General features: G+C 68.0%; 17 protein-coding genes. 7 read left to right on the forward strand and 10 right to left on the reverse strand.

Features of this window, described 5'->3' with window-relative positions; translation table 11 throughout:
* The 3 genes from ACFPJ1_RS21900 to ACFPJ1_RS21910 all read left to right on the forward strand — a co-directional run.
* On the forward strand, positions 1-678 hold a 678-nt coding region (locus tag ACFPJ1_RS21900; RefSeq protein ID WP_380106508.1), incomplete at its 5' end, for a uracil-DNA glycosylase family protein.
* Positions 679-918: 240 nt separating this feature from the next.
* Entirely contained in the window at positions 919-1,905 is a 987-nt protein-coding gene (locus ACFPJ1_RS21905) for a GNAT family N-acetyltransferase (RefSeq protein WP_380106580.1), read from the forward strand.
* Positions 1,906-2,186: 281 nt separating this feature from the next.
* Complete coding sequence (locus ACFPJ1_RS21910) at positions 2,187-3,392, forward strand: hypothetical protein (RefSeq protein WP_380106510.1); 1,206 nt, start codon at positions 2,187-2,189, stop codon at positions 3,390-3,392.
* 306 nt (positions 3,393-3,698) lie between these two features.
* Here the strand turns inward: ACFPJ1_RS21910 and ACFPJ1_RS21915 are convergent, their stop codons facing one another.
* Entirely contained in the window at positions 3,699-4,868 is a 1,170-nt protein-coding gene (locus ACFPJ1_RS21915) for an acyl-CoA thioesterase/BAAT N-terminal domain-containing protein (protein ID WP_380106512.1), read from the reverse strand.
* 581 nt (positions 4,869-5,449) lie between these two features.
* On the opposite strand from ACFPJ1_RS21915, the gene ACFPJ1_RS21920 reads away from it, so the two are divergent.
* The 4 genes from ACFPJ1_RS21920 to ACFPJ1_RS21935 all read left to right on the forward strand — a co-directional run bounded on the left by ACFPJ1_RS21920 (position 5,450) and on the right by ACFPJ1_RS21935 (position 10,870).
* A complete protein-coding gene (locus ACFPJ1_RS21920) occupies positions 5,450-5,989 on the forward strand; it encodes a hypothetical protein (protein ID WP_380106514.1) in 540 nt (179 codons plus the stop codon).
* A 586-nt stretch (positions 5,990-6,575) separates the two neighbouring features.
* Positions 6,576-7,331 (forward strand): DinB family protein, encoded by a 756-nt coding sequence (locus ACFPJ1_RS21925; protein ID WP_380106515.1) that lies wholly within the window; start codon positions 6,576-6,578, stop codon positions 7,329-7,331.
* Between the two features lie 1,707 nt (positions 7,332-9,038).
* The gene (locus ACFPJ1_RS21930) at positions 9,039-9,212 is read left to right on the forward strand and encodes a hypothetical protein (protein ID WP_380106517.1); all 174 of its coding nucleotides are present in this window, start codon (positions 9,039-9,041) and stop codon (positions 9,210-9,212) included.
* 65 nt (positions 9,213-9,277) lie between these two features.
* Positions 9,278-10,870 carry an MBL fold metallo-hydrolase gene (locus ACFPJ1_RS21935; protein WP_380106518.1) on the forward strand — a complete coding sequence of 531 codons (1,593 nt, stop codon included), beginning with the start codon at positions 9,278-9,280 and terminating at the stop codon, positions 10,868-10,870.
* Positions 10,871-10,931: 61 nt separating this feature from the next.
* On the opposite strand, the gene ACFPJ1_RS21940 is transcribed toward ACFPJ1_RS21935, so the two are convergent.
* From ACFPJ1_RS21940 to ACFPJ1_RS21980, 9 genes are read right to left on the reverse strand one after another with little or no spacing between them, the layout of a single operon-like run.
* Entirely contained in the window at positions 10,932-11,609 is a 678-nt protein-coding gene (locus tag ACFPJ1_RS21940) for a sugar transferase (protein ID WP_380106520.1), read from the reverse strand.
* 17 nt (positions 11,610-11,626) lie between these two features.
* Positions 11,627-12,703: a hypothetical protein gene (locus tag ACFPJ1_RS21945; protein ID WP_380106521.1), complete on the reverse strand. Its 1,077-nt coding sequence runs from the start codon at positions 12,701-12,703 to the stop codon at positions 11,627-11,629.
* A complete protein-coding gene (locus ACFPJ1_RS21950) occupies positions 12,700-14,037 on the reverse strand; it encodes an MATE family efflux transporter (protein ID WP_380106523.1) in 1,338 nt (445 codons plus the stop codon). Before ACFPJ1_RS21950 ends, ACFPJ1_RS21945 begins: the two co-directional genes overlap by 4 nt.
* A complete protein-coding gene (locus ACFPJ1_RS21955; RefSeq protein ID WP_380106525.1) occupies positions 14,034-15,329 on the reverse strand; it encodes an O-antigen ligase family protein in 1,296 nt (431 codons plus the stop codon). The genes ACFPJ1_RS21950 and ACFPJ1_RS21955 overlap by 4 nt, the downstream gene beginning before the upstream one ends.
* A gap of 5 nt (positions 15,330-15,334) precedes the next feature.
* Complete coding sequence (locus ACFPJ1_RS21960; protein WP_380106526.1) at positions 15,335-16,384, reverse strand: aminoglycoside phosphotransferase family protein; 1,050 nt, start codon at positions 16,382-16,384, stop codon at positions 15,335-15,337.
* A complete protein-coding gene (locus ACFPJ1_RS21965; RefSeq protein WP_380106528.1) occupies positions 16,381-16,818 on the reverse strand; it encodes a hypothetical protein in 438 nt (145 codons plus the stop codon). Before ACFPJ1_RS21965 ends, ACFPJ1_RS21960 begins: the two co-directional genes overlap by 4 nt.
* Entirely contained in the window at positions 16,815-17,969 is a 1,155-nt protein-coding gene (locus tag ACFPJ1_RS21970; protein WP_380106530.1) for a glycosyltransferase, read from the reverse strand. The genes ACFPJ1_RS21965 and ACFPJ1_RS21970 overlap by 4 nt, the downstream gene beginning before the upstream one ends.
* Complete coding sequence (locus tag ACFPJ1_RS21975) at positions 17,969-18,988, reverse strand: hypothetical protein (protein ID WP_380106532.1); 1,020 nt, start codon at positions 18,986-18,988, stop codon at positions 17,969-17,971. Before ACFPJ1_RS21975 ends, ACFPJ1_RS21970 begins: the two co-directional genes overlap by 1 nt.
* Positions 18,985-20,229, reverse strand: a complete 1,245-nt coding sequence (locus ACFPJ1_RS21980; RefSeq protein WP_380106533.1) for a GumC domain-containing protein — start codon at positions 20,227-20,229, stop codon at positions 18,985-18,987. Before ACFPJ1_RS21980 ends, ACFPJ1_RS21975 begins: the two co-directional genes overlap by 4 nt.
* Positions 20,230-20,239: the final 10 nt, after the last annotated feature.

A 20,239-nucleotide genomic window follows, 5' to 3' on the forward strand; every position in this document is an offset into this window, starting at 1 on the left:
CACACCACCCACCACGACTCGACCAGTCACGCCCGCCAACGGCGGCTACGCGGTGGATCCGGGCTTAGAGAACGGATCGGGCCGAGCGTGGACGAACTCACCGCGATTCACGATGAAATAGTCCACGACGCGGCGAATGCCTGGGCGACCGAACGTGGGTACGAGCCTGTCTACTCCGTGTCGCCACGATCCAGGATCGTGATCATTGGCCAAGCACCCGGCAAGCGCGCGCAGGATAGCCAGATCCCTTGGAATGATCCAAGCGGAACCAAGCTACGGCAGTGGCTCGGTGTCACTGAGGAGCAGTTCTACGACCCGGACATGCTCGCGCTGCTGCCGATGGACTTCTACTACCCGGGCAAAGGTGCCCATGGCGACCTTCCCCCACGACCTGACTTCGCACCCACGTGGCACCCGCGCATCTTGAAGCAACTCACAGAACTGCGCCTGACGATCCTCATCGGAAGCTACGCGCAGAAGCACTACCTCGAGGTCGCCGCCAAGCAGACCTTGACCGAGACGGTACGCGCCTACCGTGACTATTTGCCCGAGCGGATTCCACTGGTTCACCCCTCGCCTCTGAACTTCCGATGGCAGTCCAGGAATCCATGGTTTCAGGCAGAGGTGATTCCAGCGCTCCGGCTACTCGTCCAGGCAGCGATCTCAGGACCCAACTGATTGCGGATCCACCACCAGACCTTAGGCCGAGGATGACGTCGTTGACAGGACTGAGGTGCCTGAAGTTCCCGGACAGCGACCCAACTTCCTCACAACCACGACGACGGACTTGACCTGGAGGACTGGATCTCGGCGACAGGCGCTTGGATGGACCGAGGTAAGAACCTCGCCGGCTGACGGCACTGAACCACAGTACGGTCACCCTGGGCGTGCAAGGAGCTCTGCCAAATGACAATCCTGATGGACGACCAAGACGGCCAAGTTCTCGTCGTCGAGAACTCTGACCTGGCCTATTACGAGCTTCGGCTCGAGGGGGCGGTAGTCGGCACGCTGGACTACCGAGACTTCGAGGGTCGCAGAGTCCTCGGGTTGACCGAGATTCGCCCTGACCTTCGTGGCCGCGGTCTGGCCACGACGTTGATCCACGCTGTTCTTGACGACCTGCTGAGGCAAGGCATCCAGATCAGCAACTACTGCCCCGCGGTCGACCGATTCCTCCGGACGCACTCGGAGTACAACTTGGTGGTCGACCCCGCAAGGCCAGGGATGACAGACAGCCGGACGCTGCACCAGGCAGGTCCAGCTGAATCCGCGTTGGACGCCGCGATGCGCTCGGAACATGCGAGGCTGCGCGATTTGGTCGACGAGTCTCGAGGTGGCGAGACTCCGCTCACACACCGCAGGCACGACGCCGACTTGTTCTCGGCCTACGCGGCACAGCATTTGGCCGCGGCGACGGAACTCCTCCTCAGACACGCCAGCAGTTGGCCGGCCGACGACGTATCCGCCTACCTGGGCAACATCAAACAGCTCGAAAAATCTCTCCGCGTGCTCAAGGGACGGCAGTACGGTGACAGCCGATACCTCCATCTTCGATTTGGCGAAGTCTGGGAGGTCGTGATCCGGCTGCTGTCAGAGCACGAGGAACTCGAGAATCGCGTGACGGCTCGGATCCAGGACGAGTTCGATCAGGGCCTCATCAGGTCCCTGGCCGAAGAGCTCCTTCTGAAGCAGGACAAGTCACCAACTCGTAGCCATCCATCGTCGCCGCACATGGGAGTCATCGGCAAACTCACACGCCGGCTCTGGCGCATCGCCGATACCACGTCGGACGACCTCGAAGGTCGTCTCGTCCCGACGCGCTACCACCGGCACCCCAAACGTGACTCCTCGTTCTCCCATTACCTTCGCGGCACCCCGATCGATGGTGACGACGCGGCGACATGATCTGACTCCGACGCTGTCGGTCAGCACTGTCAGCTAGCAACGAGCGCGATCGATCACAGCTGCGAGCGCTCGGGGAACAGCAGACCTTGTAGCTCCCTGACGTGCCAGGACAGCGACTGAACTCGCCAGCCTTGCTGGGCTCCTCGTCGTCGCGGCGGGGCTGATCCTGCCCGCTGACCTCGACGTTGCACCGGTGCTGGTGCCACTCCGGACACGGGTCATGGACAACGCGTGCTCCCAGGTCGAGGATGCAAGGAATCATCGAGCCTTGGGAGAGACGGATGACGACGACGAGGCGACGGGTCATGGCAATCGGGTGCTCGATCGGGTTGCTGCTGGGACCCCTGGCGGTGACCGGTCCGGCGCAGGCGCAGGATCCGCCGGCCAAGCCGGTCACGGTGATGACGCGCAATATCTACCTCGGCGCGGACATCAACCGGCCGGTCGAGGCGGCTCTCCGCGCGGCGGCGCAACCCGGGGCAAACCAACTCACGATCGTCACCGCCCTGGCGAATGCGACCCAGGTGACCCGCGCGATCGTCGACCGCACCGACTTCGGCGTGCGCGGACGGCTGCTGGCCGACGAGATCGTCAATGCACGGCCGGACCTGATCGGTCTTCAGGAGGTCGCCCTGTGGCGGCACGGGCCGTTGCAGCTGAATCAGGTGGGCGTGCCGAACGCGGGGACCGTCGACTACGACTTCCTGCAGATCCTGCTCGACGAGTTGGCCGAGCGCGGCACGCCGTACGTCGCGGCCAGCATCGCGAACCGGGCAGATGTCGAGTCGCCGAGCTTCACCGGCTCGATCGCCGGGCCCGGTGGCAACCCCCGCGACATCCGCCTGACGATGCGCGACGTCGTCCTGATGCGCGCGTCGAGCAGCCTCACCACGTTGGACGAGGGCCAGGACATCTACGACGTGAACCTGCAGGTCGGCGTTGCCGGAGTGGACTTCAACTTCGACCGCGGCTACCAGTGGGTCGACGTCCGGGCGGGCGCGCAGCGGTTCCGGTTCGTGAACACGCACCTCGAGGCGTTCAGCTCCGACATTGCGCTGGCCCAGGCCAACGAGTTGGTCACCGAGGCCACGTCGCCGAACCGGAGCACGGTGTTCGTCTGCGACTGCAACTCCGACCCCGCGAACAGCTCGATCAAGCCGATCGACCATGTGCCGCACAAGGCGCCGTACGAACTGATCACCGGAGCCGGCGGCTACACCGACCTGTGGAAGGACTCCGGCCGGCCCGCGGACCTGCCCGGCTTCGACGCCGGCGACACCTCCGGCCTCAACGAGACGGTGGACGAGGCGGTTCCCGGATCATGGACGCACCGCATCGACATGGTGTTCGGCCGTACGGCGGACGGGGAGGCGCTCACCACCGACCGTGGCCAGGTGACCGGCCGCGACGGCGACCCGCGCGACCCGACGACCGGGCTGTGGCCGTCCGACCACGCCGGCGTCGTGATGCGAGTCCGAGGGCTGTGAGCAGCTTCGAAGGCTCGTTGAGGGACTTCGGTGGCGGCTTGATCTTGGCGAACATGGTGTCGATGCGTGGGGTGTTCGCCTCTCCGATGCGGATCTGGCCGAGAGCGGGCGCACGTGATTCTTGACGGCGCGTCGATAGGTATCCAACGACGTGGGGAGCATTTGCCGTCCGCGATCAGTTCCTCGAACTTGGCCTCCCAGAGATTGAGGACGTGAGCGCGAGGATCAGAGCCAGGCGCAGGGGCTTAGACGTCGAACTGCGGGCGCGAGGACTGCCCGTTCGCGTCGCCGTTCGGCGAGCTCCTTCTAGTCAAGGGACTTCAGCAGGCCGAGGACCTCGGGCCAGCCCTGGGCCTGGGCGGTGGCGGTAGCTTGGCGGGTGCCACCGAGTATGGCCAGCCGGCCGCTGAGCGGCTCGTACACGTGGGTGCCCTGGGGCGAGTAGGGATAGCTGCCGACGTTGTGGCCGGCACCGGGATAGACGAGGGCTCGGTGAGGATAGCGGTTGTGCGCGGCATTGAGTTCGTGGACGATCAACGGGGCCGCGGACGCCGAGGACCAGAGTCCGTCGTCGGCTCCGGCGATGGCGAGCACCGGGCCGCTGATGTGATCGACCGGGATGAGTTCGTCGGTGACAGGCTTGCCGCGCAGGGTCCACGCATTGGCGGTGTAGTCGGGGAATCCGGGCACCACCGTGGCTGTCGGCGCGTAGAGGATCGCGCCGTGGACGAGCGATGGGAAGTACTCCGCCACCAGCAGGGAAGCCTCGGCGCCGCGGGACGGACCGAGAATCAGCAGGTGGGCTGGATCCACGCCCGGCTGGGCCGCAAGAAGGCGGGCCGCAGAGGCGAAGTACTCGAGTGGGATGTTCTTCAAGGTCGGCGGCACGCCCGTGTCGTGGAAGTAGGCGACGGTCAAAGCGGGATACCCGTGGGAGGCCAGCAGGGCTGCAGTCAGCGCTTGGCTCATGCCGCCCTCCGAACCACCGATCAGCAGCACGGCCGGATGGCGCTTCCCGTCCGGCCTGGGAAGGAACAACTGCCCGGTCACCCCGTCCTTGGCCACCTGGAGCGCGCGGATCGTCGCGCGGTCGCCGAGCCAGCGCCTGGTCTCGGTAGTGGTCGCCAGGGTCTTACCGCCCTCGGTCACGCTGAGGTGGACTGTCGAGACAGGCCGATGATCTTTGACCTCGGGCAGGTAGAGCTGCTGATCCGGATTGCCGTCCGGAGGATTCATCGACCAGAACAGACCCATTCCGTCGGGCTCCTGGTAGGTGCCGCTGACCGGCTTGGCTTCATCGAGGTTCACCAAGCCCCGGTTGTCCGCCTTGACCCGGACCTCGGAGTGCCACTGCTTCTGCTGCAGATCGGCTGCGTCGGCGTTGATGGTGACCTCTTCGCCGGCGTGCAGACCGACCACCTCAAGGTGCACCGGCTGATCGGCGAGCGTCTCCGTCCCGTCCGACTCGATCCGCACCCGCTGACTAGGCCCGCCGGCGCATCCAACCACTAACACACCAACCCCGGCCGCAACCACCAACCATCGCCACATCCGCACCACCCTCCACCCCCGGTCCTACCACCGCGGGGGTCTAACGCAGGGAGACAGGTGGGATCAGTTGGATTAGCGGAGCTCGGTGGGCGCCGTGGACGCTCAGGCGGCAGCGTCAACTTCAGCGGCGCGAAGTTCTCAGGCGGCACCGTCTACTTCGCCGGGGCGGAGCTTTCCGGCGGTGAAGTAGACCTGTCGAACGCAGTTGGGCTCAGCGCCAGAAGGCCTTCCTGAAGGCCCGTGCGCAGGACTGAAGCTACCGGACCGGATGAAGCAGACCTCGCCGGATGGTCTCCCGCCCCACTGATCACGCCCTGCGGGTAGTCCTGACCCCGTAGGCAGGCGGCGGCACCAGCCGCCCGCTAGGGGCCAGCGACCGGAGCACCCGGCTTCCGCAGCCCCTGCTGTATCAGCCGTTATCACCGGGACGGGGCGAACCGTGACGTGGAAGTACTGGCGTACGCAGCGAAGGCGGGCGGCGGTGCGGCCGTGGCACCATGTGCGAGATGCGCACCTATCTGCTGACCGCTCCTGGGTGGTTGGTCGGCCTGTCCAGCGGGCTGATCCTCGGGACCGGTTTCGCCGCAGTGACTCGGTACGCCGATCCGCGAGCCTCCTGGTTAGCAGCGGCGATCGTTGGTGTCGTGGTCGGTGTGTTGTCCGGCGCCGCGCTGGCGTTCGCCGCCTGCAGACAACGGCGCGAGCTGCGCGTCGCGGCCGGGGATCTACCACCTGCACAGCTGCTGGACGCGTACCGGGCCGCGGTTAGGGGCCCGGTACCAGTCGACCCGCAGATCCGGGCAGCTGCAGCTCGCGTCGCTCGACGCCGGATCGAAACAGCACGCCAGACCCGGATTCTCACCGTAGCCGCGGCGATCCTGCTGGCGGTCGGCGCTGTCCTGAACACGCTCACCGGCAAATACGGACTTGCGGTCTGGCTCGCTTGCGCGGCGCTGGCGAACGGCGCCGTGGTGTACGAGATCAAGCGGCTGCGCCGACGACTCGAACGCTTGTCTGCTGAGGACGCCGCCAACCAGGGGATCTGAGTGCCGCACCCCTGTTGTAAAGCAATACCGGAATTGGGGGACAGAGCGAGGGCTACGACCGGCGCGCGGTCGTTTCGTCGTACCACGCTGAAGGTCAGGCATGCGAACAACGCCCGGTACGTCCGGGTGAGTAAGATTCGTCGATTTGGATGCTTCATCCATGGTGGCGGGGGAGTCGGGCCTGGTTCGATCTGCTCGTGCGACGCGATCGCACCACGGCCGGAATCGCGTTTGGCGGTTGGGTCTTCATGGCGGTCATCGGCAGCTGGCGCTCGGCGTTCGTCGAGAACCCGAGTGGCGTGGTGGCATGGGGAGTCGCCGGTCTGTACTCCTTGGATCCTCGCGGAGGCATTCGGCTACGCCACCAAGACGATCGAACAACACGCCCGCGCATCAGCAACCATCTACAGCCAGTACGTCGCCAGCCGGCACACCACAACGCCAGCCTGACTCCGGCCTCTCCGGTCTAGGCCCGACTCATCACACCCGCGACTGCCAGCCAACCCACAGGGGTTGCATCTGATGCAGAGCGCTGACACCTTGTTGCCACTTGGCGCGGGCGGGGCGGGTGCGAAAGACTGCTTCGATGTCTGCTGAGTACGCCGAGAGTGACCAGTTCCGTGGTGCCCGCATCCGGTCGAGTGAGCTCGCCGGGCTCGAGATCCGCGATTGCGAGGTCAGCGGTCTGAAGATCGTCGACTGCTACGGGAGCGACGTCTACCTCGGCGGCGACTTCGAGCGGGTTGTCGTCAACGACGTCGACGTGACCGCCTACGTCGAGGCCGAGCTCGACCGGCAGCACCCCACGCGGGCACTCGCGCGTGACGCCGCGTCCCCCGACGACTATCGGGCTGTTTGGGATGCCATCGAGAGGATGTGGCAGGGGACGCTCGACCGCGCCCGGCTGTTGCCCGAGGCAAAGTTGCACGAGCAGGTCAACGGCGAGTGGTCGTACGTCGAGACTCAACGACACCTGCTGCACGGCGGCGATGCCTGGCTCGGCAATGCCGTGCTCGAGGAGGAAGCGCCGTATCACCCGTTGGGCTTCCCTTACGGCGGGATGCCGCCCGAGGCGGCGGCGAAGCTCGGCCTCACCCTCGAAGCCACCCCGACGCTCGACGAGGTGCTCGCGCCGCGGCTCGCCCGCATGGCCACGATGCGGCGTGTCGTCGACGGGCTCACCGAGGCAGAACTCGATCGAGTATGTGGTCGCAAGCCGGCGGACCCGTATCCCGACCAGGAATACGTCGTGCGCCGCTGCCTCAAGGTGGTGCTCAAGGAAGAGGCCGAGCATCACCGTTATGCGGAGCGCGACCTCGCCGAGCTCGAGGCCGGTGCCTGAACCGGGTGAGGGCGCTCCCGCTTGGCAGCATCGCGCAGGCCACCGGCTCCCGCCCGCCAAGCAGGAACGCTGTCCCGATCGGAATGACTTCCAGCCGCAACGCGGGCTGCTACACCCGGCTCCTCAACTCCCGCTCCTGCCAGGTGGTCGTCGGTGGCCCGCAGTGCCATCAGCCGCGTCGAGAAGGCTCGACACTGCCCGTCCGTCTCGGTCAGGCGGGGTTGGCAGCAATGCGGCCAACCTCACACTGTGCAGGGTGGAGGGACTGCGCCGATCGTCGCTTCTGGCCGCCTTGTTGATCGTTGCTGCGCTCACGAGCGCGCTTCTTCCGCTGAGCAGGGCGCTCTCGGCGGCCGTGGCGGTCTTGCCGTAGGCGGTCACGTCACGCACGTGGCCGTCGTGGTCGCGGAAGTTTGCCTTCGCCCGGAACTTGATCGGCTTGCCGTTCTGCCGGTCTCGAGGACCCGGCTGGAGACGTCCCCACGATCCGACGGGCAGCGGTGGTCTCGCCATCTCAAGCCTCCAACCTGCCCGATGGTTGGCTGCTCAACGGCTGAGTCGGCGGGGAACCGAGAGCGGCGGAATGACGCGAGACGATGTGAGGTGACGCACAGTTACGCTCAGGCTAGAGCTGGTGCCGCACCAGATCGCAGGTCGGCGGGGCGGTTGGCGGTGGCAGGTTCGCTCGCTTGAAGCTCGGCAAGGAGCGGGCGTCCGGCAAAGAGGGCCGTAGGAGGGTCGTAGACAGCACAAAGGCCCAGGAGCAGATTGCGATGTCTGCCTGGGCCTTGGTGCTGGTGCGCCGCCAGGGACGCGAACCCCGAACCCGCTGATTAGCAGGCGAGATTGACCATAGGTTGCCGCCGATTGCAGAAATGTCTCGTGACCTGCGCGTTTGCGCGAATGAGTCTCGCAACGCTTGCCATACTGCTTCAGCTCTGCTCGTTGATAAGGGTGCGTTAAGAGGTGCGCAGTTTCAGTCACAGGATGAACTCTCCACGCAACGGATGGAGGTCTTCAACTGGGGCTGTGGATAGGCGCCGAACAGCGCTTCGCCGACCGCAGTCCGCCGCCAACTGCGGTCGGTAACCGCCGGCCGTCGCTCGCATCCCAGCAGGTCGAGAAAACCCAGGTGTCGCCAACCTGGGTGCCAGAGAGCGCCTCGTTCTCACTGCGAGCCGGAGGACGATCACCGTGACGTGCTGTGGACTGCAGACCCGTTGTCTGCAACCTGGCGGCGTGACTGCATGACGGATCTCGACTGGTCCAGACCATGAGCCCTGACGAGCCGCACTGCAAAGACCGCCGCATTCCGATGGCCGCCATCCGCCTCGTCGTCGGACAATCCCATCCGGGGAAACCCGGCAACAAGTCCAAGCAGTGACGAGTGACGCAATGGCTGTGGTTCTCCGCAACTTCGACGCGTACGGCGCCGCGGAGATCGCGCGGCGGTTGCACATCGAGCCGGGTACTGCCAAGAACACGTCGCACATCTCCTGACGAAACTCGATGCCCGGGATCGGGTGGAGTTGGTGATCCTCGCCTTCCGTGCCGGGCCGAGCGAGCGCGGTTCCGCCACGGCGGACGCCCGGAGCCGCCGGTCCTGGCCGCTTACCCTTCCGCCTGCCTCGACCAGGACTACGGTCGCGCTCGTCGGAACCTCCTTGTCCTACGTGGCTCTGGGCGTTCCAGTACCTCGGCGACGACGTGTTCCGCCAGCTGCTCACCGTGTCCTTCCTGACCGGCCTTCTCCGCTACGGCTTCCTCGTCTCCACCGGCCGCGGCGAACTCCCGGAACACGAACTCTTCCGCGACCGGCTCCTGGTGATCGCAGGTCTGTCCTGGGCGGCATCGGTGGGGGCCGGTTTGTACCTGGCCTAGACGGCGTAGGCGTTCTCATGCAGGCGGGTGATGATCGGGCACTGACCGCCGGGGAGCCTTGGGATATGAGTGAGCCGATGGTCACCGCGCTGGGTCATGCCGGTCTGCGCCTGGACGCGCCCGGAATCCGTCTACTGGCCGATCCCTGGCTGTCCCAGAGAGGTGCCTTTCTCGGCGCATGGTTCCCGTTCCCGGACAACTCGCACCTACTCACCCCCGACCTGCTCGACGTGGACCTGGTCGTGGTCTCGCACGAGCACCTGGATCACCTTGACCTGGACCTGATCGCAGGACTCCCGCCGGAGGTGCCGGTGGTGATTCCGCGCTACCCGTCGACGATCATGCAGCGTCGGCTCCGCGCGATCGGCCGGACCCGGGTAGTCGTTCTCGACGCCTGGCAGCGTTATCCGCTCGGCGATCATCCGGACGACTGGCTGACGGTGATTCCCGAGCAGTGTCCGATGAGCCATGACTCGGCGGTGCTGATCAAGGTGGCGGGCCGGAGCCTGCTGCACACGAACGACGCGCGGATCTCGCTCGCGCAGACCAGGCGGGCGATGGCCGAGGCCGGTGGCCCCTTCGACCTGATGGGCGCGCAGATGTCGGGTGCCAGCTGGCACCCGGTCCGATACGAGTACGACGAGGTCGAGCGCGAGCGGATCTCCACGATCAAGCGGGTCGGCAAGTTCAAGGCAGTTACCCGGCTGGTCCGCTCGGTTCAGCCGCGTTTGGTGATGCCGTACGCCGGTCCGCCCTGCTTCCTCGACGACGACCTGTTCGAGCTCAACAGCGGCCTGCGGCCGGGCGGGATCTTTCCCGACCAGGGCGAGGCACTCGCCTGGCTCGCGGACCGCCTGCCCCAGCAGCCCGGCGTGTGTCTGCTTCCCGGGGATCGGGTGGAACTCGGGAACCTCGAGGTCACCAGAGATCCACAGTGGAAGGACTTCTCACTCGCTGCGGGTCCGGAGGCTCGATGTCGCTACCTGCGCGAGTACGCCGATCGCCGGCGCGCAGCGATCGATGGTGTCTGGGCCGCGAACCCGCCACCCGCGCCCGGTCTGCCCGAGAGGTTCAAGGCCCACTTCGAGTCACTCGGCACGCTGTCCGAGTACTTCCTGGCTCGGATCGGCATGAACGTCCGCTTCGAGGTGTCGGGACCGGGCGGTGGCGTCTGGGACGCTCACATCGGCCCGGACCGCGTGCGGGTCGACCTGGACGGCGGCGGGTGCCATGCGGACTACCGGCTGATCCTGGACGGTCGCTGGCTCGATGGTGTCGTGTCCGGACGCACGCGGTGGGAGGAACTGTTGCTCTCGCTCCGCTTCACCGCACGCCGCCGGCCCGACCACTACAACGACTACCTCGTCGGGCTGCTCAAGCACGCCGACCGGGCCGCGCTGCGGGCCGTGGAGGAGTTCGAGGCGGCCCGTGATCCCGAGGAGACCATCGAGATCACGGTGGATGGCAAGAGGGTTCAGGTCAGCCGCTTCTGCCCACACGCCGGCGAGGACCTGGCCGAGACAGCGGTTGTCGTCAACGGGGCGCTGCGCTGCCTCGGGCACAACTTCGAGTTCGACTTGGCGACCGGCGACTGCCTCAACGCCCGCTGCGACCCGTTGCAGGTCAAACGCGACGTGGCCTACGAGGAAGCAGTCTGACTCAGACGTGCAGAGCGGGGCCGCCGGGTGATCCGGCCGCCCCGCTCTTGGGTGGAAGGGCTTACTGAACAGGGCGTTGCACGTCTACCAGGCCGCTGACGAAGAGCGCGGTCAGGACGAGGTAGTGAAGAGTCCGCCGGAGCGTGGGGCGACGGAGATACTCCTGGTCCGCGGCCACCCGGAGCGGAACAAGCACCTGCAAGTAGTAGGACTCGACGTCGGACCAGCTTGGCGGTGGGACGGCGGACCTTTCGCGATAGTGGAGCTGGGCGGGACCTGTCAGCCCGGGGCGAGCCAGGAGGATCGACTGGCAGGACGCGGGATAACGCCTGGCGAGGGCGTCGCTCTCGGGGCGTGGACCGACCAGCGTCATCTGGCCGCGGAGTACGTGCCAGAGTTGGGGGAGCTCGTCGATCGCAGTACGGCGCAGGAAGGCGCCGAGAGTGGTGATCCGGACGTCGGTCGCGGCCGTCACTTCGGGGCCTGAGGCAACCACCCGCATGGTCCGCAGTTTGTAGAGCGTGAACCGTCGCCCGTGTTCGCCGACCCGCGACTGGCTGAAGAACACCGGTCGTCCACTCGTCACCAGAATCAGCACGGCGATCACCGCGACCAGCGGCGCCACCAGGATCAGCAGGACTGACGCGACAGCGAGGTCCAGCAGGCGACGTCCCGGCCCTACGACGGACGGTGCGCCGGGCGCGACAGAACGGTGGCGGGCTCGGGCGATCAGGGACATGGTGGGCTCCTCTTCGTTCAGCCGGTACCCGCGGCGACGAAGACGGCGGAGAAGACCGCCGCGGCCAGGTCGCATTCGTGGGCGAAGGCCACGCGGTCGGTCGGCATCTGCGACGGGGTCATGTGGGTGGCGAGTTGCCGGCCTTCGCCGCGGCGGCGGACCAGTTCGGACCACAGCGGATTGGGGGACAGGCCCGGCCCGAGCAGGCTGACGACATTTCCCTGGTACTGCTGCCGCCAGGTCCAGATGTCGACCGCTCGCGCCCCGGCCGCGACTGGTACGTCGACGTAGGTGGCCGCGTCCTCGCTCGCCTGTCCCGCGTCGCCCTGGTAGCCGTCCGGCTCGGCGAGCGCCTTCCGGGCCTGGAGGATGGTGAGCTGCGGCCACCCCTGGGCCTTCACCCGGTTCCAGGCGTCGGTCTGAGCCTCGCGCTTGGTCAGTCCCCATTTGGCGTAGGTAGCGTCCTCGAGCAGGCCGGTGCTCAGGTCGAGCCGGTCGATCAGTTTGGCCCGCAGGTAGCTCTCGAGCGCCGCCGCTGTCGCCGCGGGGTACTTCAGCCGGACGCGTTGCGCGCAGCCCTGCTGGTTGTTCCCGCGCCAGGGCAGACAACCGAGCTCGGGCACGATCGCGTCCACCAGCAACTGCTTGCCAGGGGCAACCTGGGCGAGCCGGGTCTTGGCCGCCTTCAGGAACTCGGCTGCTTCCGCCATCGACTGCAGGCCGTCTTTGTAGCCGATCTCGTCGGAGACCTTGAAACCGACGACCCCCGGCTCCTTCGCGAGCTCTCCCAGCCTCGCGATCGCCGCGTCGAACGCGGCCGGCCCTTCGAGCCAGCGCGCGACGAGGTCGGTCTCCCACCAGATGGCGACACCTCGCTTGTGGAGCGCATTCGCCAGGTCGGCATAACGGTCGCCCGAGAGAGCCGGGGCCGGTGCTGCCGAAGGTGACGACGGCGTCGGTCCGCCGGTCGGCTGAGCGGGCACGGCGGTGTTGGTGGTGCCCGGTGACGCATTGGTCGGGTTTGCCTCGGGAGACCCGCCGGAGCACCCCGAGATGAGGATGAGCATGGCCAGGGCCGGGGCGGCGAATCTCATGAAGACACCTCACTGGCTGGTACTGCGGTTCTGCCATGGCGAGGCGTGGCGCGTCCGCTGAGCCGCAGCAGCAACCCGATCAGCAGCGCGTCCGTGGCCAGATACGCCGCTGTGGAGGCGATGGCCGCACCCAGAGCGCCGTGTGCGGGGATCAGTAGCAGGTCGAGTACGACGGTGATCACCAGGCCGATGCCGAGCACGATCGAGTTCAGCCCGGGAGTGCCACGTCCGTAGAAGTATGCACTGGCGACTCCGGAGGCCCCGGCGAGCAACATGCCTGCCAGCAGCACACGTGCCGGAATTACTGCCGGGCCGAACTCCGCGCCGTACAGCAGCCGCATCACCGGCGACGTCAGCAGCACGATGGGTAGCGCGGCCAGGACGATCCCGATCAGCGTTGGCCGGATCATCCGCCGGGCCGTCGACGCGGCCTCACGCTGCCCGAGCTTCGCAAGCCGCGGGTAGAACACCCAGGTCAGGGCATTGCCGGGCAGTCTGAGCAGTTCCGCGTACTTCGAAGCGACGGCGTAGCTGCCGAGAACCGCGGGTCCCGCCATCGCGCCGAGAATCGCGAAGTCCAGCCGGAGGTTGAGCAACGTGATGAGGCCGCCGACCTGACCCCGCAGGCCGTACGACGCAACCTGCCCGGCAAGTCCCCGGTCCGGCCGTCCGAACCAGCCGAAGCCGTTGCCGGCCAGTCCGAACCGCCGCCAGCCGAGCAACCGACTCGCCCGGCGCCATGCCTCGACAGCGACGACGAGGTCCGCCAATCCGAGTCCGATCACGATCGCCGCGACGCCATGGATGCCGCTCAGCAGCGGCAACAGGTAGCACGGTAGGAATGCCAGTTCCTCTGCGGCGATGACCACATCGCCGCCCCGGCGGTCTTCGAGTCCCTGCAGCGTCGTCTTGCCGAGTGTGAGCGACAGTTGCGTCGGCACCGTGAGTCCGGCCGCCGCGATCATCAGCGTCGACTCGTGCGGGAAGAACACGTGCGCGACAACCGGTGATGCCACCAGCCAGACCACGGTTCCCAGCAGGGCACCGCCGAGGCCGATGGCGGCCAGCGTCGGCCAGAGCCGCGGCAGGTTTCGTCGCGGAGCCGCGAGGAAGTAGGCCAGCGCCCCGGGCAGGCCGAGCACACAAAGAACGCCGACCAAGCCAGGGAGCATTCGCAGCAGCGCGTACTCGCCGACAGCCGACGGCCCGCCTGTCCGTGCCACGAGCACGGTGGCCAGCGTGAGTCCGAGGATCGCCAACGCCCGGGCGGAGGTGTTCGCCACGACGGTCCGAAAGAGTTCGCCGGTCGCAGGGATCCGCAGCCGCCGAATCATGAGACCCCCTTCTTCTGCTGGTCCTGCATGACGAACACCAGTGCCGCGACGAGGCCGAGCAAGGTCCAGAGATGGCGGAAGTGCAGCACCTCGTAGAACCCCGCGGCGGTCGCCATGACCGGGCCGATGACAGCCAGCAGCCAGGGTCTCGGCACCAGTCCGGCATAGGCCTCAGGCAAGCTGCCGACCACCAGCCGGAAGCACCGGACACCGATGGCGATGCCCAGCGCCAACAGCCCGATCGCACCGATCAGCCCGCGTTCGAGCAGCGTGGCGAGGTAGTCGTTGTGCGCCTCCTTCACGTACGGCGCCTGGTTCGCGGCGAGCGTCGCCTTCGTCCGGGCCGGCCCGTACCCGGTTGCGTCGCCTTGGAAGAAGAGGTGGGTTCCCTCCCGCACGATCGTCGCGCGTTCGCTGGTAGAGCTGCCGCTGCGACCGAAGGAGTCGCGGAGCAGAGGGATACTGCCTGCCGCGGCTTCACGGATCTGCCCCAGGTCGACTCGCGGCATCACGAACACGAAGACCAGACCGGCCACCAGCATTGACGCGGCGAGCGTGGTCAGGCCGACAAGCGCACCGTGCCGCCGGTACCGCGTGACGGTCACCGAGAGCACCAGCCCGACGAGCAGGGTGAGCATGGCTCCGTTGGAGCCGGTGAACCCGATCGCGGTGATCACCAGGGCATAGGCAATCCGTCGTACGCCGACGGATTGTGGGCACTTGCACGCCGCCATCACGAACAGCGAGACGACCAGATAGTTGCCGGCCAGGTTCGGATCGCCGAAGGTGTACGACGCGCGCACGCCGTCCTTGCCCGAGACGCCGCTGAGCGCATTGATGCCGAGGATGTACGAGGCCACCATCACGCCCGAGTAGACCGCGGCGGTCCGGCACCATGCCCGGGTGACGGCCGCCACGATCGCCGGGTTGTGGCGGCCCAACGCCAACGCCGAAGCCCACGCCAGCAGCAGCACGTCCTGTGCGAGGACGAGGCCCACCCCGACGGGCGCCTGAGCGACGTAGGCCGCGAAAGCCCCGCCGAGCAGCAGGCCCGCAACTCCCACCAGATAAGGCAGTTTGACGGGAAGGTGCTCTCGAACCGCCCAGAGCAGGGCGAGCCCGATGCAGAGGGTCATCCCGACATCGGCAAGTGCGGTGTTCCCCGGGCCGGCAGGTTCGAGGAACGGGAGCAGGCAGACGGTCAGCCCCATCATGCCGGCGAGCACATCGCCGCGGGGCAGCCCGGGCCGGTTGATCCCGCCGGAAGCACGCTGTGGGGCAGCGATGGTCATTCCGCTCACCCCCGCTCCTGCTGGCCCGTCGGCCACGGTGGCAGACTCGCCAGCAGCTCGAGGTGGTCGCTGCCGAAGTCCTCGTCGTTGGCCTGCGCCGCCACCTCGCCCAGACCGACCAGAGCCGCGGCATGCCACAGTTCGGGCGGCAACCCGCTCGCCGCCAGACCATCGCGGAGGTACGAACGGACGAGGTTCGGCAACCATCCCTGGCCGAGCAAGCCGTAGGTGATCCCAGGCCCGAAGCCCGTACGCCGGAGGCCGCGGTGCCGTAGCACCCTGTGTCCAGGTCGCGTATGGCGATCCAGGTAGAGGCAGTAGCTGACCGCGAACCGCACCAGGTCCCGCAGCGGCCAGCCGTCGCCGGCGCCGCCCTCCCAGTCGACGACCCCGGTGATCATGCCGTCGTTCACCAGGAGATTCCCGAACCAGTAGTCGCCGTGCACCATCGTGCGGGTCACGCACTGGTCGCCGAGGCGGTGATCGGCCGACGACAACCGGATCAGAGCCGCCCCCAGCTGCGGGTGGCCAGGCCACCGGTCGCGCAGTTGGTCGCTGACCTCCTCTGCCCAGCGGATCCGGCCGCGTCCACCCGCGGTCGCGGCCTGAAACCGTCGCAACCAGCCACCGGCGAGGGCGAAGTCCGCAGCGACCACCCGCGGCCGGGCAGTATGCATCCAGTGGTGATAGCCGACGCTCATCGGCCTGCCGCGCACGACGGTCGACACCAGCGCGGGCCGGCCGTCGCTGTCGAGGGTCTCGACGTACTGCGGGATGGTTTCGGCGATGCTGCCGAGTTCGGCGTCGCGCAGCTCGAGCAGCATCCTCGTCTCGCGCTCGATCGCCGTCGCGGCGACGGAGGTGGCTGGGATCTTGATGGCCACCGCGCCGATCGGACCACTCGGGAAGGTGCCTGCCGACGGCGTGACGATGAACGTTCTCTTGGCGTCCGGATCGCGTGAAGCCGCGATCAGGACGCCGCGAGTGCCAGGCGCGAACAGGAGGTCGTGCACCGTGCGCGGCCGGGGGTGGATCGCCCGGGGTGCTTCGCTCATCGTCGTCTCCCCACGAGGGCGCGGCCGGGTGAGGCAGCGCCGGTCCAGCTCCAGGGCAGGCTTCGCGCCAGCGCCAGCAGCGCGGACGCAGGCACGGCGGTGATCGCCAGCCCCGGCGGCACGGTCGCGATCGCGGTCCAGAAGTGCCGGACCGCGGCCTCGGTGTCATCGATCAGGACCAACGGGTGTCGCAGGGACGGCAGCACGATGAACTCGCGCTCGATCTCGATCGACAGCCGCTGTGCCGTCCTGCGCAGCCGACGGCGGCTGAAGGGCCGCTGGTCGATGAGGACGATCGGCAGTTCAGGCGTCAGCTCGTCCGCGGCGTTCGCGTCGATGGTGCGGGCATCCAGCTCGACCGTGCCGGGCGGACACAGCGTCATCCATGGCGACGTCGCGAGCCGGGCCCGGCCGGCCGGTTCGGCGAAGCTCATCGCGCCACCAGACCGGCGGTCCGTCCGCCTGAGTAGACCTGGTCGAGCACTTCGGCGAGCCGCGCGGCGTCGAAGGTCGCACCCGCCAGCACCCGCCCGTGCTGAACCAGCCGCTCCGCCGTCCGCGGATCGTCCAGTACGCCGTCGATCGCGGCCGCGAGCAACTCCGGCCGCCCTGGCGGAACCAGTACTCCGCTCTCACCCGGGATGACCAGGTCTGGCACCGAGTTCACCGCGGTCGCCACGACGGGAACACCGCACCGCATCGCCTCGACCACAGCACAGGGCAGCCCCTCGTACCGGCTGGCCATCGCGAACACGTCGAAAGCCGGGAGCAGTCCGGCGACGTCGGAGCGCTCACTCGCGAACACGAAGCGGTCCAGCAGTCCATCGCGCCGAACAAGCTCCCGTGCTTGGGCGAGACCTGGTCCCGAGCCGATCCACACCGCGATCGTGTCCCGATGCCGCAGCCTGGCGATCGCGGTGATCAGGTGCTCGGGCGCCTTCTGGTAGTCGAGCCGCCCCACCGTGCCGACCACCTGGGTATCCCCCACGAGACCCAACGCGGACCGGGCGGCCGCCCGCGACTCTTCGGTCTTCAGCACCGTGACCGCCTCGACAACGGGTGCGATCGTGCGCAGCGTGGACGGCCTGGCCAGACCACGTCGCAATGCCTCGGTGGCGACCCCGGTGCCGATCGCGAGGACCGTGTCGGTGATCGTGGCGAGCCTGCGCTCGATCGCGATGTACGCCGCCTTGCGGACCGGGTTCTGGAACTCGTGGAACGGGAAGCCGTGGTAGGTGTGCACGATCAGCGGCACTCCGGCACGGTGGGCTGCCAGACGTCCGAGTGCTCCCGCCTTCGCGCTGTGGGTGTGGACCACGTCGAATCCGCCGGCGTTGCAGCGGTCCGTGAGCTTGCGCAGAGCGGTCCGGTCATCGCGCGGCGAGAGCGGGGACACGAGCGAAGGCTCGAGGACGACCCGGAATCCGGCGGCCTCGGCCCGCGCGGTCAGAGGGCCGCCCTGACCGGTGATGATGCTGACTGCGTAACGCTCGGGATCCAGCGGCAGCACCCCGCGCAGGGCGACGCCGCCCGCTCCGGCGATGAAGCGGGTGACGATCTGCGCGACCTCGATGCGGCCGGCCATCAGTGCACCCCGTTCGTGCGGACAGCAGCGAGGTGCGGTCGCAGAAGTTCGGCCAGGCCGGCGCCGGGCTTCCGGCCGAGCTCGAGCTCCAGGCACGGCAGCCTTGCGGCGAAGGTGGCGGCGACCTCCTCGATCGGTGGGTGGGCCGGACCACAGCCGGTCGCCATCGCGAGAACGGCAGCGGTCGACCAGAACCGGCGGAGCTCGCCCGCGGCGTACGTGCCCGCAACGACGGCCCGGGTGGCTCGGGCCTCGCTGATGTGCCGGATCCGAGGGTCTGTCTGCAGGCCGCGACGTAGGACGACGACCAGCTGTGGCCGCAGTGCTCGCAACCGGGTGGCCCAACCGTGTTCCCGGCGGCCGTGGAAGGTCTTGCGACCCGTGGCGTCGGACAGCTCCGCGGGCAACCGCAGCGGTTCGGCCAGCCCGTACGCCGTGGTTCCGTCGCAGGCGGCGAGGTTGTCGCAGGTCGCCCGGCCGCCCGCTGCCAGCTCACGGGAAACCAGACTGGATTTGCCGACACCACCCGGCCCCGCGAGCAGTACTGCGACGCCGTCGATCTCGACGACCGACACGTGCAGCGGGGCAAGCCCCCGCTGCATGGCCAGCCAGAGTGCCGGGTAGTGCACGAGCACCTGCCCGGTCAGTGCGTGGTGCCTGGCCGGGAGCAACCGCGCGGCGGCTGCCTCCTTGGTCGACGGCGTCCAGCGGCTGATGACCCGGACGCCGTCCTCGTCGATCGCCCACAGTTGGCTGAACCCCGAGCCGCCGACGCTCTCGATGATCGCCTCCCGCCGGTGGGTCGCCCACACGCCGCGAGTGATCAGCTCACTCCCTCGGGTGTCGAAACGCTCCCGGCTCTGCTCGAGCGAGATGACGAGATTGGGCGGATCCGCGCAGGTGGTCTCGGCCTCGCCCGTTGCCGAGAGCACCTTGCGGACCGCGTCGTCCCGGCCTTCGATGGTGACCCGCTGCCCAGCGGTGTGCAGCAGTGTCCGGCCGGCGGGTGCGGTGTTCACAACAGCCTGCCGAAGCGGCGCTTGGGCGGGCCGCTGACGATGCCGAGCACTGGCCAGCGGACTGCCTTGAGGACGTCGTCGAGGTCGTCGAGCCGCCGCAGCAGCACGGTGCCGCCGGACACGACCACCACGCCGGCGGTCATCTCGTCCTGTGGTGAGACAGCGGACAACCCGGTGAAGCGGACGTTGGCGAACGGTGCGTCCAGATCCAGCACACTCGGCTTGCCGGCGTCCTCCATCCCACCGGGTGACGGACTCATCGCCCGGTACGGCGCCGACGAGAAGCCCGAGAGCGCGAAGAGCAACTGGCTGACGGTGTCGGCATCGGATTCGTCGGCGCCCATCAGGACGACCGCATCGACGCCTTGGCGCCGGGCCGCGAGCGCCATCGTGTTGCGCAAGGAGCTGATGTCCTCGGAGGACTTGCCGAGTACCGGCGCCTGCAACAGGTGCGCCAGGGCCCGCACACTCGCCACGCGAGGATGCATCGTCTCCAGAATCGCGGCGGCCGTCAGACCGAGTATCAGGCCGAGCAGCAACGCGAGAGCGGCCTGGGGGAGGAATGCCGACCGCACCTGGCTGATCTCCGCCTTGGTCCCGACCGGCACCACGATGTCGCGGTTGGCGTCCGCGATCGCCAGCGAGGCCCGCTGGGTGCTGAGCTGCGACACCAACTGGCTGGCGGACTGGATCTGGGTCTGGAGGTCGGCCCGGGCATTGACGTCGGCAATGCCCTTCAACTGCAGGACGAGCTTGTCCCGGTTCGCCGTCGCGTCCGCGACCTGCTTGTCCACCTTGGCCAGCGCCGCGTTGAAGGCGGCCCGGTCGCCATTGTTCATGAACGTGGCGACCCGCTCGGCCAGGGCGGCTACGATCTGGCCGGCCGCGATCGGGTCCTTGTCGGTGACGCTCAGCTCGACGATCGACGACTCGCCGAGCCGCTGCGCCGCGACATGGGTTGCGGCGAACTCGGCCACGTCGCGCTGCGCGCGGGCCTCCTGGAGCGATGCTCCCAGCAGGCTGGGTGTCGTCGCCAGGGCGAGCACCCGGCCGCTGATCCCCTCGGCCTCGGTCGCCGACCGCGGCGCCCCGGAGACCACCTGGAGCCGGACCGACGCAAGTGACACGGCCGGCTTGCTCGACTGGAACGCGATCGCCGCGGCCACCGGCAGCAGCATGCACACCAGGATGATCCCCAGGTGGGCCCGCACGATCCGACGGAACATCTCTTCGATGGTCATCGCTGTGCCC

The organism is Kribbella qitaiheensis (assembly GCF_042657745.1).
In the GTDB taxonomy this organism is placed as follows: domain Bacteria; phylum Actinomycetota; class Actinomycetes; order Propionibacteriales; family Kribbellaceae; genus Kribbella; species Kribbella qitaiheensis.